The sequence below is a fragment of the Enterococcus sp. 9D6_DIV0238 genome, assembly GCF_002174455.2.
GTDB lineage: Bacteria > Bacillota > Bacilli > Lactobacillales > Enterococcaceae > Enterococcus_L > Enterococcus_L dunnyi.
In genome coordinates this window covers 876,086-894,239 of sequence record NZ_CP147246.1, presented here as the reverse complement: position 1 = coordinate 894,239, position 18,154 = coordinate 876,086, and the positions used below count along the sequence as shown (strand labels likewise).

Below are 18,154 nucleotides of genomic sequence, written 5' to 3'. Positions count from 1 at the left end.
ATAGGCCCGGGCAGAAAGATAGACAATCGTCTATCTAAGTAGTAAAGTAAATGTACTTGAAAATTCGGAGGTTGAAAGACTTATGTATGATGTGATCGTAATTGGCGCAGGTCCTGCGGGGATGACTGCTGCTTTATATGCGTCTCGTTCTAATCTTTCTGTATTGATGATTGAACGTGGAGCACCAGGTGGACAAATGAATAATACGGCAGAGGTAGAAAACTATCCAGGCTTTGATTCTATTATGGGTCCAGAACTAGCCTATAAAATGTATGAGAATGTAGAAAAATTCGGTACAGAAAATGCTTATGGAATCGTGATGGATATCAAAGATCAGGGAACTTATAAAGAAGTGATCTGTGATGATAAAACCTACCAAGCAAAAACAGTCATTATTGCGACGGGCTGTGAGCACCGTAAATTAGGCGTAAAAGGCGAAGAAGAATTTGCTGGGCGCGGTGTTTCGTACTGTGCTGTCTGTGATGGTGCTTTTTTCCGCAATAAAAAATTATTGGTGATCGGCGGCGGAGATTCAGCTGTAGAAGAAGCAATTTATTTAACACAGTTTGCTTCAGAAGTGGTCATTGTTCATCGTCGTGACGAGCTACGTGCTCAAAAAATCATTCAAGACCGCGCATTTGCCAACGAAAAAATTTCATTTGAGTGGAATACCGTTTTAGAAGAAATTACCGGCAATGATATGGTCGTAACTGGCGGACAATTGAGAAATGTCGTTACTGATGAAGTAAAATCGATCGACGCGGACGGTGTGTTCATTTATGTTGGACTTGACCCATTGACTGAACCATTCAAAAAAGCTGGTCTTACGAATGCGGAAGGCTGGATAGAAACAGATCAAGATATGAAGACAAGTATGCCGGGGGTTTACGCAATCGGAGATGTTCGTGAGAAAACATTACGTCAAATCACCACTGCTGTTGGTGAAGGCGGAATCGCAGGACAACAAGTATACAAATATATTGAAGATATGGCAGAAGTTGAGGAAGTAAAATAAGTCGCTGATTCAGCTTTACTGTTGCTTCAACGAGGACCTGAGTCAAAAGTTTGATTTTGACTTAGGTCTATTTTTGTCAAGGATAAAAAATGTTAAGGCTTCCTGCTGATGGAAATGGAATCTATTGAACACAGTAAATATTTTTTTGAGTGAGCCGCTCTCTAGGCTGTAAATGAATAAAAATATCTAACAATACGCTATTTATGATTGAAATAATTTTGAACCTTCGTTAGTATGTAGATAGTAAGTTGTAAAGAGGAGGAATGGGATAACGTGGCAACGATCAGAGAAGTCGCAAAAGAAGCGGATGTTTCTTTAGGCACAGTTTCTAGGTATTTAAATGGACACCAGCTAAAAAAGACGAATATGGATAATATTCGTGCGGCAATCGAAAAGCTTGGTTATGAAGAAAATATTATTGCCAAAGGACTTAAAAATAATAAGAGCCTTTCTATTGGTGTGGTCATCAATACGCTGACAGATGTATTTGCAACGTCGATCGTTACCTATCTGGAATCTTATTTAGAAGAAAATAATTATAGTCTGATTCTTTGTGACTACCAAAATGATCTACAGAAGTTAGAGAAAAAATTAGAATTTTTACGTTCCCGTTCGGTTGATGGTGTGGTCATTTTTCATTTGGAAGAAAAGCTAGCTGTATTGGACAAATTTAAAAATGAAGGAACGCCGATCATCGCGGTAGATGCACCGATCGCTGATTTTCAAACAGACACAGTTTTGGTGGATAATTATCATGCTTCGTACACTGTAGTTGAGAAATTGGCTAAGTTAGGTCACAAGAAAATTGGTATCATAGCAGGAAGCCAAGATCGTTTTATTGGTAGAGAACGTTTGAATGGTTATGTAGATGCAATGAAAAAATTGGAATTATATGATTCTTCACTTGTCAAAATCGGTGATTATAAAAAAGAATCTGGTTATGTAAAAGCTGGAGAATTATTGGCTGAAGGTGAGATCACTGCTTTATACAGCACGAATTACTATATGACGCTTGGAGCTGTACAAGCAATTTATGAGCAGCAATTGATTATTCCAGAAGATGTTTCTGTTGTGGGATTTGATCATTTTGAACTGAGTGACATTTTACAGCCAAAATTAACAGTAATTGAGCAACCTGTTCAACAAATCGGTGAAATGATCGGCGCCTTACTTATTGAAAAAATAAAAGATTCTGATAGTACTCAAAATGCAGTTATAGAGCTTCCTACAAGCCTTCTTTGGCGTGATTCAACAAAAAAAATAAAAAAAGGACTTGAAAATTAAGCGTTTGCATATTATAATTACATCGTAAAATTGAAACGGTTCAAAAATGATGGGGAGGAAATTTTATGAAAGTATTATTAGCATGCGGCGGCGGGATGAGTTCTTCGATCTTAGCAGAAAATTTAGTGGCAGAAGCCAAGAAAAATGGTGATGAGGATTTTTACATGGAGGCAACAGGAACAGAAGCAGTTGGACTTAAAATGCAGCAGGAAGACTGGGATGCGCTGCTTTTAGCACCTCAAGTCAGTTTCAGAAAAGCTCACCTACAAAAGGAAGCAGACGCGAAAGGAATTCCATTGATCCCAATTGAAGGTGTTCTATATACACCAATGGGGATTCCAGATTTATATCGTTTAGTAAAAGAATCTGTAGGAAAATAAAAGAAGCAAGATCTTTTATTTTCCTACACTAAAATTGAAACGGTTCAAAAAAAGAAGGGAGAACAAAATGAATACAAAAGCAAGTAAGTTCAACTTTAACAAAGTTGTTGAAGTGATGGGGAATATTGCAAATAATCGGTATTTAACAGCAGTCAGAAATGGGATGAGCGTAATCATTCCTGTTACGATCATCGGATCAGTGTTTATCATTATGCTGAATTTACCGATCGATGCTTGGAAAGAGTTTATTGCCCCATTTGCAGAGCAGCTAAAGATCCCAATGGTCTTTACGATGGATTTCATGTCTGTCTATGTGTGTATCGGGATTGCATCTAGTTTGTGTGCAGATTACAAGCTGGACAAAGTTTCTACTAGTGTTTTAGCTGTTTTAGCCTTTTTGATTGCGGCGATCACACCGGGCACGATCGATGCTGACGTAGCTGAAAAAGCTGGTTTGACGATCAGCGGAACGGTATTGCCGATGGGAAATTTTGGCGCAGGGGGATTATTTACAGCAATTATTATTTCGATATTTACCGTAGAGGTCGTACGTTTTTGCGTGAAAAGAAACATGGTCATCAAAATGCCTCATGGTGTACCCACATCTGTGATCAACTCTTTTGCAGCGTTGATTCCAGGTGCGATCGTGATCGTCACTGCTTGGGTGATCAAAGTCGGCTTGAATTTTGATATCAATAGTGCACTTCAGTGGGTCTTTTCACCGATTCGTTACTTTGCAGGAGACAACGTTCTTTCTGTGATCGTACCGATTTTGTTGATCACGATCGTTTGGATCTTCGGGATCCATGGGATGATCATTGCGACACCGATCTTGTATCCTTTCTGGTATGAAAATTTGAATGCCAATATCAATGCAGCAGCAGCTGGTACTGCCGTGCCGCATTTTATGACAGAGCAGTTCTTCCAGTGGTTTATCTGGATCGGCGGAGCAGGAGCAACGTTATCGTTAGCCTTTTTGATGGCCTTTTTCGGGAAATCTGAGTTTTGTAAAAAGATGGGTAAATTCACGTTAGTTCCTGGAATTTTCAACATCAATGAACCATTGATCTTCGGTGTGCCGATCGTGATGAATCCCTTCTTTGCCATTCCTTTTATTGCAGCACCAGTTGTTATGGGAATCATCACTTATTTAGCGATGGGCGTTTTTCATCTAGTGAATTATCCAATAGCGATTGCTCCTTGGACGTTGCCGGCACCGATCGGCGCAATGATGGCGACAGGCCTGGATTGGCGAGCAGCCGTTTTAGCAATCGTCAATATCGTAGTTGCAGGATTCATTTATTTGCCATTCTTTAAAGCCTTTGATAAAAGCATGATGGAAAAAGAAATCGAAGCAAAAACTCAAGATGAAGCGGCAAGTAAGGAAACAGCAGCCGTACAAGCATAGTAAAGAAAGCGGGAATGATCATGTTAGGAATTTCAATTTATCCATATAAAGAAAAACAGGAAGAGACACTTGCCTATATCGACTTGGCAGCAAAATATGGTTTTGGTCGTGTATTTACCAACCTTTTGATGATCGAAAAAGGACAGGAAGAAATGGTCCTCCAATCATTGAAAAAAGCGATACAGCATGCACGAAGCCAGCAAATGGAAGTGATTTTAGATTTAAATCCAGCGGTATTCGATCAGTTGAATATTAGCTATCATGATCTTTCTTTCTTCAAGGAAATGGGAGCAACTGGCATTCGCTTGGATTCAACGTTTGATGGTTTGGTAGAATCATTGATCACGTTCGATCAGACAGACTTGGATCTAGAAATCAATATCAGTAATGATACTTACTATTTAGAAAATGTTCTTTCTTATCAGCCAAATAAAAAACGGATCATCGGCTGCCACAATTTTTACCCGCAGCGTTTTACAGGGTTAGATTATGATTACTTCATCAAATGTTCTGAAAAATATAAAGCTTTGGGCTTGAGAACGGCGACTTTTGTTAATTCTCATGAGGCAAAACACGGACCGCATCCATATACGGATGGCTTATGCACACTTGAATCGCATCGTGATCTGGCGATTACGCTGCAGGCAAAACATTTGATCGCAACAGGCTTGATCGATGATATCATCGTAGCGAATGCGTTTGCTTCAGAAGCAGAACTAAAAGCTTTGAGTCAGCTGTTAACGAATCAAGTACAATTTGATGTGATTTTCGCTGAAGGAACAACGGAATTAGAAAAAGAAGTTGTTTTAAATCATCAGCATTTTAATCGTGGCGATATCAATAGTTACAGTATCCGTTCAACTTTTGTAAAGCTTGAGTATCAAACAGCAGATATTCCAAGAAATAATTTGAAGGAAAATGTAATCAAAGGAGATATTACGATCGGTAATAATTCGTTTGGACAGTATAAAGGAGAACTAAATATTGTAAAACAGGCAATGCCAAATCATGGTGGAGAGAAAAATGTTGTGGCTAAAATCGTTCCTGAAGAACTCTTTTTACTACCTTATATCAAGCCGTGGTCAAAATTTCAGTTTCGGGAGGCAGATCAAAATGAGTAAGTTAGCTTCACGGCAAATTCATTTAGATTTTCATACACCTGTCTTGCCTTTTGAACTAGGAAAGAATTTTGATAAAAAGCAATTTCAGCAGACGTTATTAAAAGCAGAAGTAAATTCCGTTACGTTGACGGGGAGATGTCATCATGGGCATATTTATTATCAAACGAAGCTTCCAGCACAACATCCTCAAATGAAAAAGGATTTTTTGATGGAACAAGTCGATGCTTGTCATGAGATCGGGATCAATGCCCCTATTTATTTAAGTGTAGGATGGGATGCGTACGCTGCAGATCATCATCCTGAATGGCTGGAAAGAAAACCTGATGGGCGTATGTATGGTTTTGAAGAGTATGGACAGTTAAAACCAGGTTGGAAAACGCTATGTTTTAATACACCATACCTCGACTATTTAAAAGAGCAAATCAGAGATACGATAGAGCATTTTGGTGAAAAATTAGATGGGTTATTCTTTGATATTGTTTGGCAGGATGATTGCTGTTGTAATGACTGTATCAAAAAAATGTCGGCTCAAGGCTATGATCCGGAAAGTGAATCCGATCGTCTAGCTTTTGCGAAAGAAACTGAACAGTATTTAAAGAAAGAAATTCACCGCACGATCAGAAATTCAGCTCCTGATTGTCCGATCTTTTTTAATGAGGGAAATATTTTACCGAGTATTCGTCCCAATCTTGAGCAGTACAGTCATTTAGAGATTGAATCATTACCTAGTGGGGAGTGGGGCTATCAGCATTTTCCAACGGTTGTCCGCTATGCTAAAAATTTGGGGAAAGAATATTTAGGGATGACCGGGAAGTTTCATAAAGTTTGGGCTGACTTTGGCAGCTATAAGAATCAAGCCGCGTTAGAATATGAAACATTTTTGGCTCTTGCTCATGGTGCAAAGTGCTCTATTGGGGATCAGATGTATCCAGATGGCACATTACAGGAAGCAACCTACACGTTGATCGGAACTGTTTACGATCAAGTCAAAGAATTGGAGAGCTACTCTTTAAATAGTCAGGCAATCACTGAAATAGCTATCCTACATCCTGGAATTGTTGCTGCTAGCAAGGAGAAAGTGGACTTGTCTTTGGCTGGAGCAGTCAATATGCTGAATGAAGCCCATTATCAATTTGACATTGTGGATCAGTGGATGGATTGGACTGGATATGAGCTGTTGATCTTACCTGACAAGCTTGTTTTAACGCATGAATTAGCTGAACTACTCGAAGAGTACGTTGAACAAGGCGGCAAAATTTTAGCAAGCTATCATAGTGGATTGATCAAAGGAGATCAATTCATTCAAAGTTTGGGGCTTATTTTTACAGGAGAACATGAGACGGCACCAATGTATGGCTATTTTGATCCGGTCTCATTTCCTAAATTACCTAAAGGTGAGCTTGTTATGCATGGGAAAGGAACGATCGTTCAGTCGATCGACGCTGCTATTAAAGGAGAAGAAGCGGCACCTTTAGTAGAACGAAAGTATCAGCATTACTATTCTCATTTTCAGGCCCCTGTTGGAGAAAAAACGGGGAATCCTGTTGTGACAGTGAATGACCAAACGATGTACTACACATTTCCGATATTTGAAATGTATAAAACTCAAGGAGTGAAAGCGTATAAAGAATTGATTTTAGCTGGGATCGATCATTTATTGAATATTAAAAAAATGATCACTAGTGATTTACCAACATCAGCTGATGTGATTTTGAATCATCAAGAATCACAAAAAAGATTGATTTTGAATTTGCTGCATTATATTCCAGAACGTCGGGCGCTGACCTTAGATACGATCGAAGATAAAATCCCGCTATATAACCAACAAATCGAATTGGATCTATGTGTAATTCGAAATAAAACAAATCTAGATCATCTGATCATCAAACAAGTGAATCAAGTAAAATCAAATCAGACTTTACCTTTTGAAATAGTAGAAGACAAAGTGATCTTTACAGTGCCAGAAATTGATGGCTATGAAGTGATCACGATGAATTATGAATAGAAAGAAGTGAATGGAATGGATGGATTAGAATTAGTCGCATTTAATATTATCAGTACAGTTGGAACAGCGAAGTCAAAATTGATGGAAAGCATGTCTTGTTCTAGAAATGGTCAGTTTGCCGAAGCTGAAACATTGATCAATGAAGCAAATGAAGCTTTACAGGCTGGGGAAAAGGAGCATTTCACTGTGATCACAAAAGAAGCAAAGGATAAAACAAGTGAACTAACGTTACTTTTTATCCATGCTGAGGATCAGTTGATGACGACCGTTGTGTTAAGAGATCTGGCAAATGAATTGCTGGAAATGAATAAGAGCTTTTATGAATTGAAGCAAAAAGTTGAAGAGCTAGAGAAGAAATGATCACGCTGTTAGGTATGATCGCAGGAATCTGCACGAGTGTATCGTTTATTCCGCAAGCAATTCAAACGATAAAGACAAAGAATACCGAAGGAATTTCATTGATTACGTACATTCTATTTTTCATAGGTGTTTCTTCATGGGTTGTGTATGGAGCATTGAAATGGGATTTAGCAGTATTACTAACAAATGTTGTGACCTTGGTTCCTTGTTCGGTTATTTTAGGCTTGAAGTTGAAGTCTTTAGATCTATAATTTTTTTCTGAAAATTTATTTTTGTTTTCTTTTGACAATATCGTAAATATGAACTATGATAGTTACGGATAAAAAAACTGAATAATTGTTAGGTGAGGCTCCTATATGGACACAGGCTGCTGCCGCGAAAGAATCGAGAGACTCTTAGTTGGTTGAACAGGAATGATCGTGAAGGTCATTCATAACGTAGCTGATAAGAAATTATCTACGCCCTATAGTGCTAAAGCTCAACGATAGAGATACTTTTATTAAAGTTGTTATTTTTACGCACACTCTATTGTTGAGTGTGCGTTTTGTTTTGAATCACTATGATTGGCTGCAGAGCAGACAGAATAGATGATGAAAAATACTTGGCGACCAAAGGGAGCGAAGTTCCGCAAAAAGAAACCAGCAAGTTAATCCAAAAACTATGCTGGAAAAGTAAGCCAAGAAATTAAATGGTCAAAGCACCACACATGGCTGCGGAGCAGACAAAGCAAGGGATGAAAAATCCAAGGCGTGCAAAGGGAGCGAAGTTCCGCAAAGAGAAACCAACAAGTAATCGATTGAATCCCTACGATTGCCTGCCAAACACACAGAGCAGATGATGAAAATAAAAGCAAAAAGGTTCCATCAAAAAAGAACCAATCGAGCTAATAGAAAATCAGAACTGATCAATCACCTCAACAATTATTTAAAAAGTTCCATCGTTTTATCTAAAAAAACTTAAAAGAGAGGAAGAGTCACATGGAAGACCCCAGTCATTCGCGTAATAAAATAAGTGTAGCCTTCATCTTAGAAACGATGGAATCAAGCAGAACTATTCCTTCCACTTTCTAAAAAGGTGAAGCGGGCAAAATTTTCTATTTTAGAATAATAGAAAGAGTACCCCTTACGTTAGAGGAGGAAAAAGGAAATGATGAACAAAAAATTAGCAGAAATGAAAAAAGTAACGAAAGATCAAGAACTAAGAAAATTAGCTATGTTATCCGAGCGGGAATTGATGATGGAGCTTCGTACATCACAAAATGGTTTATCTGAAGAAGATGCTAAAAATCGATTAGAAGAATACGGACCAAATGAAGTCTCTGCTCAAAAGCCAACGCCAGCAATTATTATGTTTTTAGAAGCGTTTAAGGATCCATTTGTTTATGTATTAGCATTGTTGATGGTGGTTTCAACCGCAACAAAGGATTTTGAAGCAGCAATCGTTATGGGGATCATGATCTTAGCCAGTGTGATTATTGCATTTATTCAAGAATATCGTTCTCAAAAAGCTAGCTTGAATTTAAAAGAACTAATAGAGAATACAACAGCTGTAACACGTGAAGGACAAACGAAAGAAATTCCGATGGATGAAGTAGTACCGGGAGATATCGTGACGTTAGCAACAGGTGATATGATTCCGGCAGATGCTGTGTTGATTTGGACAAAGGATCTATTTATCAATCAATCCTCACTGACAGGTGAGTCGATGCCGGTGGAAAAATTTGTTGATGCAGGAATCGATAAAAACTCTGATACTGTTTCCGCGCTGGATATGCAGGACTTAATATTTATGGGAACCGATGTATTGAGCGGCCAAGGAAAAGCAATTATTTTAAAAACAGGCCAAAATACTTTTTTTGGGGATATTGCTAAGAATGCGACTACACAACGTGGTAAAACATCTTTTGATATTGGATTGACAAAAGTCAGCAAGTTTTTATTACGAATGGTCATGGTCTTATTTCCAGTAGTATTTTTGATCAATGGTTTAACTAAAGGCGAATGGGGCGATGCGTTCTTCTTTGCTATCGCGGTTGCCGTGGGGTTAACTCCTGAAATGCTGCCGATGATCGTCACCAGTAATTTAGCCAAAGGTGCATTAAGCTTATCAAAACATAAAGTCATCGTAAAAGAACTACCGTCTATTCAAAACCTAGGCAGCATGGATGTTTTATGTACAGATAAGACAGGGACGATCACAGAAGATCGTGTCGTGTTGGTTCAGCATTTAGATCCGCTGGGTGAGATCAATAATCAAGTGTTGGATATGGCTTTTTTGAATTCTCACTATCAAACTGGCTGGAAAAATTTAATGGACATTGCGGTAATCAATTTTTACGAAGAAAATAAAGTAGAAAGTCCTTATAAAAAAGTGACGAAGTTAGATGAGATTCCGTTTGATTTTTCTCGCCGTCGTTTGACTGTTGTAGTAAATGCAGATGGGCATCAATTTATGATCACTAAAGGCGCTGTGGAAGAAATGGAATCTGTTTGTACACATGCTGAAATCAACGGAGAAATCGTTCCATTGACACCAGAACTGCAAGAGAGAATGCGTGAAGTAAATATCCGCATGAATGAACAGGGGATGCGTGCATTAGCCGTTGCTGTGAAAATGGATGTTCACAGTGAAGCAGTTTATAGTGTAGAGGATGAGCAAGGAATGACTTTGATTGGATTCATGGGCTTTTTAGATCCTGCCAAAGAATCTGCGATCACAGCCATCAAGTCTTTACATGAGCATGGTGTCAATGTAAAAGTATTGACTGGTGACAATGATATCGTTGCAAAAAAGGTCTGTCGGGACGTTGGGATCGAAGTCTCTCACGTTGTGCTCGGCTCTGAAATCGACAATATGTCTGATGAGCAAATGAAAGAAGAAGTAGAAAAAACGAATTTGTTTGCTAAATTAAATCCGATGCAAAAATCAAGAATCATCGAAACTCTGCAAGGAAATGGTCATACGGTAGGATTTATGGGAGACGGCATCAATGACGCCCCAGCATTACGTAAAGCCGATGTAGGTATTTCTGTTGATACAGCTGCGGATATTACCAAAGATGCAAGTTCGATCATTTTACTAGAAAAAAGTTTAAATGTATTAGAAAATGGAGTCATTGAAGGCCGGAAAGTTTTCAGTAATATGATGAAGTATATCAAAATTACGATCAGTTCCAATTTTGGGAATGTCTTTTCTATTTTGATCGCTAGCGCCTTTTTACCATTTTTACCAATGGTATCTATTCAACTATTGATTCAAAATTTGATCTATGACATTGCGCAACTTGCGATCCCATGGGACAACGTAGATGAAGAAGATTTATTGAAACCTGTTAAATGGGAAACAAACGGTTTGATGAAATTCACCTTATGCATAGGCCCTGTCAGCAGTATTTTCGATATTATGACGTATGTAGTTATGTGGTTTGTCTTTAGTGCTAATAGCATTGGCACACAGCACTTGTTCCAAACAGGATGGTTTGTTGTTGGATTAGTCAGTCAAACACTTGTCGTTCAAATGGTTCGGACAAGAAAGTTACCATTTATTCAAAGTATGGCATCACCTGCTGTGATCCTTTCAAGCTTAGGCGCAGTTCTTATGGGCTTTGTGATCGTTTTGACACCGATTCGGGACGTTTTTGACTTTGTGAAACTTCCAGCTAATTACTGGGGCTGGTTTATTTTGATCATTGTACTATACTTGATCACTGTAGAAATTGCCAAACGTATCTATATTCATTTGACAAAAGAGTGGATCTAAAAAATAAATGCGTTTGTTTCTATTTTTGAGTGGAACGTTTTACACAAGGATTCACCCAAAGTACAAAGTTGCTCATAAATAAATTTTGTGCTCTAATAACGAAGGATTTCCAGAAGGATATTCCAGATATTCGTGAAATTTCCAGAATTAAGAGTTAAAAATATAAAATATTCGTTTTTTGAAGAAGCTTGGAGAAACAGATTTTGTTTCTCCAAGCTTCTTTTTTTTCCGTTTAAGGAAATTTTGGTGAATAATTTCTGACGTGCATTTTATCTGTAGCATAACAATCTATACGCTGACTATAACAGCGCTTTGTCAAAAGATATGATTCTAAGAGCTTTTTGTAAAACGGTTTCTTGTTTGTGATTTTTCTCACTAACCTTTGATATGAAAGGTTTTCGGTATTTTTGTGAAATTTTGACAAATACTAACTTTTTACTTGCGCTTTTGATCGATTAGTGATAATTTGTAAGTGTAGTCGATAAAAAGTAATACAGTTTCAGATGCTGTTTTATTTTTGGTCGAAAAAAAGAAACGTAACAGAGAGGATTGTGTGACAAAATGGCAAAGGCAAAGAAACAAAAACCTATTGACTTTAACGCACTAATGGAAAAAGTCGACGCAGATTTCCCAACATTTCAAGTTTTAGATAAAGATGGGAAAATCGTAAACAAAGATGCTGTACCGGATTTATCAGATGACGAACTAGTAGAATTAATGACTCGCATGGTTTGGTCACGTGTATTAGACCAACGTTCAACTGCATTGAACCGTCAAGGACGTTTAGGATTCTTCGCTCCAACTGCTGGACAAGAAGCAAGTCAGTTGGCAAGTCAATTTGCAATGGAAAAAGAAGATTACCTATTACCAGGTTACCGTGATGTACCTCAATTGGTTCAACATGGATTACCATTGGCAGAAGCTTTCCTTTGGTCTCGTGGACACGTAGCGGGTAACCACTACGCTCCTGAATTGAACGCTTTACCACCGCAAATCATCATTGGCGCACAATACATCCAAGCTGCCGGTGTGGCTTTAGGTATGAAAAAACGCGGCAAGAAAAACGTTGTCTTCACTTATACTGGTGACGGCGGTTCTTCTCAAGGTGACTTCTATGAAGCAATCAACTTTGCAGGTGCTTATCACGCAAACGGCGTTTTCATCATCCAAAACAATGGTTTTGCGATTTCAACACCGCGTGAAAAACAAACAGCAGCTAAAACATTAGCCCAAAAAGCAGTTGCAGCAGGAATTCCTGGTATTCAAGTAGACGGAATGGACCCATTAGCAGTTTATGCGATCGCTAAAGAGGCTCGTGAATGGTCTGCAGCAGGTAATGGTCCTGTTCTGATCGAAACATTAACTTACCGTTATGGTCCACATACATTATCAGGAGACGATCCAACTCGTTACCGTTCAAAAGACATGGATGACGAATGGGTACAAAAAGATCCATTGATCCGTTTCCGTAAATATCTAGAAGACAAAGGTCTATGGTCTGAAGAAAAAGAAAACGAAGTAATCGAAAAAACAAAAGAAGAAATCAAAGTAGCGATTGCAGAAGCAGATAAAGTTCCAAAACAAAAAGTATCTGATTTCTTGAAAAATATGTTTGAAGTTCAACCACAAAACATTAAAGAACAAATTGCATTCTACGAAGCGAAGGAGTCGAAATAATCATGGCACAAAAAACAATGATCCAAGCAATTACAGATGCCTTAGCTCTTGAAATAGAGAAAGACGAAAACGTACTAGTCTTCGGTGAAGACGTTGGTAAAAACGGCGGAGTTTTCCGTGCAACTGAAGGATTACAAGAAAAATTTGGCGAAGACCGTGTTTTCGATACTCCTTTAGCAGAATCTGGAATCGGCGGTTTAGCATTTGGTTTAGCTTTAGAAGGCTATCGTCCAGTTCCTGAAATCCAATTCTTTGGATTCGTATTTGAAGTATTTGACGAAATCGTTGGTCAAATGGCTCGTACACGTTACCGTATGGGTGGTACTCGTAACATGCCTATCACTGTCCGTGCACCATTTGGTGGAGGCGTTCATACACCAGAACTTCACTCAGATAACTTAGAAGGATTGATCGCTCAATCTCCAGGTATCCGTGTCGTTATTCCATCAAATCCATACGATGCAAAAGGATTATTGATTTCTTCTATTAGAAGTAACGATCCAGTTGTTTATTTAGAACACATGAAACTTTACCGTTCATTCCGTGAGGAAGTGCCGGATGAAGCATATGAAGTTCCTTTAGATAAAGCGGCTGTCACTCGTGAAGGTACAGACGTATCGATCATCACTTACGGTGCAATGGTTCGTGAAGCGATCAAAGCAGCTGACAACTTAGCAAAAGACAATATTTCTGCTGAAATCATTGACTTGCGTACTGTGGCTCCTTTAGATGTTGAAACAATCATCAAATCAGTTGAAAAAACTGGTCGCGTAGTTGTTGTTCAAGAAGCACAAAAACAAGCTGGCGTTGGCGCTATGGTTGTTTCTGAAATTTCTGAACGTGCAGTCTTATCATTGGAAGCGCCAATTGGCCGTGTATCTGCACCAGATACTATCTTCCCATTTGGACAAGCTGAAAACATTTGGTTGCCAAATGCTAAAGATATCGAAGCGAAAGCGAGAGAAATCGCAGAATTTTAATTAGAAACTGTATAAAGCTGCTCTAAGCGGCAAACCTGAATTTTCACGTGATGGCTTCATTATGTGAAAATTCAGCGTTGTTTTTCTCAATTTATACGATCAAAGGAAGGGAAGGCTTAAAAAATGGCTTATCAATTTAAATTACCAGATATTGGTGAAGGTATTGCAGAAGGCGAAATCGTAAAATGGTTCGTTAAAGCAGGAGATACCATCAATGAAGACGATACACTATTAGAAGTTCAAAACGATAAATCAGTAGAAGAAATTCCATCACCAGTAACAGGAACAGTAAAAGCAATCGTTGTACCAGAAGGAACTGTAGCAAATGTTGGAGATGTTTTGATCGAAATCGATGCACCAGGACATCCAGAAAATGATGCAGCACCTGCAGCAGCTCCAGCTCAAGAACAAACTCCTGCACAACCAGCAGCGACTCCAGAAGCATCTGCAGCTGACAATGGCGGCGTATTCCAATTTAAATTACCGGATATCGGTGAAGGTATCGCAGAAGGCGAAATCGTAAAATGGTTCGTTAAATCAGGTGATACAATCAACGAAGATGATACTTTATTGGAAGTTCAAAATGACAAATCAGTAGAAGAAATCCCATCACCTGTGACTGGGACAGTTAAAAATATCGTTGTACCAGAAGGAACTGTAGCAAACGTTGGAGATGTCTTGATCGAAATCGATGCACCAGGACATAATTCAGCACCAAGTGCATCTGCTTCTGCAGCAAGTGCACCTGCTCAAACAGAACAAGCAGCACCTGCACCAGCAGCATCAACAGGTGTTGTGGCAGCAGCAGATCCTAATAAACGCGTCTTGGCTATGCCATCTGTACGTCAGTTTGCTCGTGAAAAAGATGTTGATATCACACAAGTTGCACCAACTGGAAAAGGCGGTCGTGTAACAAAAGCAGATATCGAAGCCTTCATTTCAGGCGGCGGACAAGCAGCAGCTCCTGCACAAGCTGAAAAAACTGTATCAGCACCAGCAGCAACTGAAACAGCAGCTCCAAAAGCACCAGCTAAACCATTTGTTTCTGACCTAGGTGAAGCTGAAACACGCGAAAAAATGACTCCAACACGTAAAGCAATTGCAAAAGCGATGGTAAACAGCAAACACACTGCACCACACGTTACTTTACATGATGAAGTTGAAGTGTCTAAATTATGGGATCACCGTAAGAAATTCAAAGATGTGGCAGCAGCTAACGGTACGAAATTAACATTCTTACCATACGTTGTAAAAGCATTGACAGCAACTGTTCAAAAATTCCCGATCTTGAATGCATCTATTGACGATGCAGCACAAGAAATCGTTTATAAAAACTACTATAACATCGGTATCGCAACAGATACTGATCATGGTTTATATGTACCAAACGTTAAAAATGCGAATACGAAGAGCATGTTCGCAATTGCCGATGAAATCAATGAAAAAGCTGCATTAGCGATCGACGGTAAATTAACGGCTCAAGATATGCGTGATGGTTCTATCACGATCAGTAATATTGGTTCTGTTGGCGGCGGCTGGTTCACACCAGTTATCAACTACCCTGAAGTAGCTATTTTAGGTGTAGGTACGATCGCACAACAACCAGTTGTAAATGCAGATGGAGAAATCGTAGTTGGTCGTGTAATGAAACTTTCATTAAGCTTTGACCACCGTATTGTTGACGGAGCAACTGCTCAAAAAGCAATGAACAACATCAAGCGTTTATTAGCTGATCCAGAATTACTATTAATGGAAGGATGATTATCAGATGGTAGTAGGAGATTTCGCCATTGAATTAGATACAGTCGTAATTGGTTCAGGCCCTGGAGGATATGTTGCAGCGATTCGTGCTGCTGAAATGGGTCAAAAAGTTGCGATCATTGAACGTGAGTTTATCGGCGGTGTATGTTTGAACGTTGGATGTATTCCTTCTAAAGCATTGATCGCAGCAGGACATCACTATCAAGAATCATTAGATTCAACAATGTTTGGTGTAACAACGAAAGATGTTGAACTAGACTTTACAAAAACACAAGAGTGGAAAGACAACAAAGTCGTTAAAACACTTACTGGCGGCGTAGGCATGCTGCTTAAAAAACATAAAGTAGAGATCATTGAAGGAGAAGCATTTTTCGTTGATGAAAACACTTTACGTGTGATCCATCCAGATTCAGCGCAAACTTATTCCTTCAACAATGCGATCGTGGCAACAGGTTCTCGTCCAATCGAAATCCCAGGATTTAAATTTGGCGGACGTGTCTTAGATTCTACTGGCGGATTGAACTTGAAAGAAGTTCCTAAAAAATTCGTGATCATCGGCGGCGGAGTCATCGGTGCAGAACTTGGCGGAGCATATGCTAACCTAGGTTCTGAAGTAACGATCTTAGAAGGCAGTCCTTCGATTTTACCAACCTATGAAAAAGATATGGTTAAACTTGTGACGGATGACTTCAAGAAGAAAAACGTTACAGTTGTCACAAAAGCGATGGCTAAAGAAGCGATCGACAACGGCGACAGCGTGACTGTTAAATATGAAGTAGACGGTAAAGAAGAATCTGTAACTGCTGATTACGTAATGGTAACAGTTGGACGTCGTCCAAATACAGATGATCTTGGTCTTGAACAAGCGGGCGTTGAAGTTGGCGAACGCGGTTTAGTTCCTGTAGACAAACAAGGCAGAACAAATGTCTCAAACATTTTTGCGATCGGAGATATCGTACCAGGCGCTGCTCTTGCCCATAAAGCAAGCTATGAAGCGAAAATTGCTGCTGAAGCGATCTCTGGTAAAAAAGTAGAAGTTGACTACAAAGCAATGCCTGCTGTAGCCTTTACTGATCCTGAATTAGCAAGCGTTGGTATGACGATTGCTGAAGCAAAAGAAGCGGGCTTAGAAGCAACTGCTTACAAATTCCCATTTGCTGGTAATGGACGTGCGATTTCTTTAGGTAAAACAGAAGGATTTGTTCGTTTAGTTACGACAAATGAAGATAATGTAATTATCGGAGCACAAATTGGCGGAGTTGGCGCAAGTGATATGATTTCTGAATTATCATTAGCTGTTGAATCTGGCATGAATGCAGAAGATATCGCATTAACGATCCATCCACACCCATCTTTAGGGGAAATTACTATGGATGCTTCTGAGTTGGCTTTAGGTTTGCCAATTCATATTTAGCATAGATTGTCACACAAAGAAAGACCGAGCTGGCCAGGCTCGGTCTTTTGTTTTGCTTTTAAATAAAAGACCCTAAAAAGTAATTTAAGAGTATCATTACGTTTCAGGGGAAAGATTATCTGATCTAGTGATGAAGCTCGCTATCGTCCTCTTCATCGATTCTATGAACCATCTCCAGTAAGCCACCGTTTCCTTCATCTAAAATTCGTTTTACTCTAGAAATCGTCGTGGTACTGCTGCCAGTTGCTTCTGCGATATCGGTATACGTTTTATTCAATAGAAGCAGCTTTGCCACTTCAAAACGCTGGATCATTGAATCAAGTTCTTTCAATGTCATCAAATCATCAAAATAATTATAACAATCCTCTAAAGTTTCTAACGCAAGTAGAGAACGGAAAAACTCATCACCATGACCGTCTTGAATTTTATCGATTTTCATAAGTCCCTCCTAAATTTAAAAGCGGAACAAATCGTTTAATCCTGTAGAAAATTAGGAAATTGACATTGAGACGTTTTTGTCTCACTGACAATTTATCTATTTTCCTAAGGATTGATTTGTGCAGCTGGATAACACTAAAAGCGGAACAAATCGTTTGATCCTGTAGAAAATTAGGAAATTGACATGGAGTCGCTTTTTGTCTCACTGATAATTTATCTATTTTCCTAAGGATTGATTTGTGCAGCTGGATAACACTAAAAGCGGAACAAATCGTTTGATCCTGTAGAAAATTAGGAAATTGACATTGAGACGTTTTTGTCTCACTGACAATTTATCTATTTTCCTAAGGATTGATTTGTGCAGCTGGATAACATTAAAAGCGGAATGAGCCCATTTAGTCTCGACAAGAAAATAGGAAAACATGACTGAGGCGCTTTTTGCCTCATTCAGGTTTTATCTTTTTCTCGAGAGACTGGCTCATGTAGCTAGATAACATAAATGGTCAACACTTTCTTTGAAAGTCTTGTACTGTTCAACATCAGTTCATTTCA

Annotated in this window: 14 protein-coding genes and 1 riboswitch; of the genes, 13 read left to right on the top strand and 1 reads right to left on the bottom strand. The window is 38.9% G+C overall.

Annotated elements, in window-relative coordinates; genetic code table 11:
* Positions 1–82: 82 nt before the first annotated feature.
* The 13 genes from trxB (at position 83) to lpdA (ending at position 17,164) form a co-directional block, all read left to right on the top strand.
* Positions 83–1,015: a thioredoxin-disulfide reductase gene (gene trxB / locus A5889_RS04200; RefSeq protein WP_087641315.1), complete on the top strand. Its 933-nt coding sequence runs from the start codon at positions 83–85 to the stop codon at positions 1,013–1,015.
* A 273-nt stretch (positions 1,016–1,288) separates the two neighbouring features.
* Positions 1,289–2,299: a LacI family DNA-binding transcriptional regulator gene (locus A5889_RS04195; RefSeq protein WP_087641316.1), complete on the top strand. Its 1,011-nt coding sequence runs from the start codon at positions 1,289–1,291 to the stop codon at positions 2,297–2,299.
* Positions 2,300–2,364: 65 nt separating this feature from the next.
* Positions 2,365–2,679: a PTS sugar transporter subunit IIB gene (locus A5889_RS04190; RefSeq protein ID WP_087641317.1), complete on the top strand. Its 315-nt coding sequence runs from the start codon at positions 2,365–2,367 to the stop codon at positions 2,677–2,679.
* Between the two features lie 67 nt (positions 2,680–2,746).
* Entirely contained in the window at positions 2,747–4,087 is a 1,341-nt protein-coding gene (locus tag A5889_RS04185; protein ID WP_087641318.1) for a PTS sugar transporter subunit IIC, read from the top strand.
* Between the two features lie 20 nt (positions 4,088–4,107).
* On the top strand, positions 4,108–5,208 hold the full coding sequence (locus tag A5889_RS04180) for a DUF871 domain-containing protein (protein WP_087641558.1): 1,101 nt from the start codon (positions 4,108–4,110) through the stop codon (positions 5,206–5,208).
* The gene (locus tag A5889_RS04175) at positions 5,201–7,213 is read left to right on the top strand and encodes an alpha-amylase family protein (protein WP_087641319.1); all 2,013 of its coding nucleotides are present in this window, start codon (positions 5,201–5,203) and stop codon (positions 7,211–7,213) included. Before A5889_RS04180 ends, A5889_RS04175 begins: the two co-directional genes overlap by 8 nt.
* Before the next feature lie 15 nt (positions 7,214–7,228).
* The gene (locus A5889_RS04170; protein WP_087641320.1) at positions 7,229–7,573 is read left to right on the top strand and encodes a PTS lactose/cellobiose transporter subunit IIA; all 345 of its coding nucleotides are present in this window, start codon (positions 7,229–7,231) and stop codon (positions 7,571–7,573) included.
* Positions 7,570–7,824 (top strand): SemiSWEET family sugar transporter, encoded by a 255-nt coding sequence (locus A5889_RS04165; protein WP_087641321.1) that lies wholly within the window; start codon positions 7,570–7,572, stop codon positions 7,822–7,824. Before A5889_RS04170 ends, A5889_RS04165 begins: the two co-directional genes overlap by 4 nt.
* Positions 7,825–7,901: 77 nt before the next feature.
* Positions 7,902–8,069: riboswitch (M-box (ykoK) riboswitch) on the top strand.
* 650 nt (positions 8,070–8,719) lie between these two features.
* Positions 8,720–11,332 (top strand): magnesium-translocating P-type ATPase, encoded by a 2,613-nt coding sequence (gene mgtA / locus A5889_RS04160; protein ID WP_087641322.1) that lies wholly within the window; start codon positions 8,720–8,722, stop codon positions 11,330–11,332.
* Positions 11,333–11,893: 561 nt separating this feature from the next.
* Complete coding sequence (gene pdhA / locus A5889_RS04155; RefSeq protein ID WP_087641323.1) at positions 11,894–13,009, top strand: pyruvate dehydrogenase (acetyl-transferring) E1 component subunit alpha; 1,116 nt, start codon at positions 11,894–11,896, stop codon at positions 13,007–13,009.
* Between the two features lie 2 nt (positions 13,010–13,011).
* Positions 13,012–13,989 (top strand): alpha-ketoacid dehydrogenase subunit beta, encoded by a 978-nt coding sequence (locus A5889_RS04150; RefSeq protein WP_069661883.1) that lies wholly within the window; start codon positions 13,012–13,014, stop codon positions 13,987–13,989.
* Positions 13,990–14,112: 123 nt separating this feature from the next.
* Complete coding sequence (locus tag A5889_RS04145; protein WP_087641324.1) at positions 14,113–15,750, top strand: dihydrolipoyllysine-residue acetyltransferase; 1,638 nt, start codon at positions 14,113–14,115, stop codon at positions 15,748–15,750.
* A 7-nt stretch (positions 15,751–15,757) separates the two neighbouring features.
* The gene (gene lpdA / locus A5889_RS04140) at positions 15,758–17,164 is read left to right on the top strand and encodes a dihydrolipoyl dehydrogenase (RefSeq protein WP_087641325.1); all 1,407 of its coding nucleotides are present in this window, start codon (positions 15,758–15,760) and stop codon (positions 17,162–17,164) included.
* A gap of 124 nt (positions 17,165–17,288) precedes the next feature.
* On the opposite strand, the gene A5889_RS04135 is transcribed toward lpdA, so the two are convergent.
* Positions 17,289–17,603, bottom strand: coding sequence for a YerC/YecD family TrpR-related protein (locus A5889_RS04135; protein ID WP_087641326.1), 315 nt, complete (start codon positions 17,601–17,603; stop codon positions 17,289–17,291).
* Between the last annotated feature and the right edge of the window lie 551 nt (positions 17,604–18,154).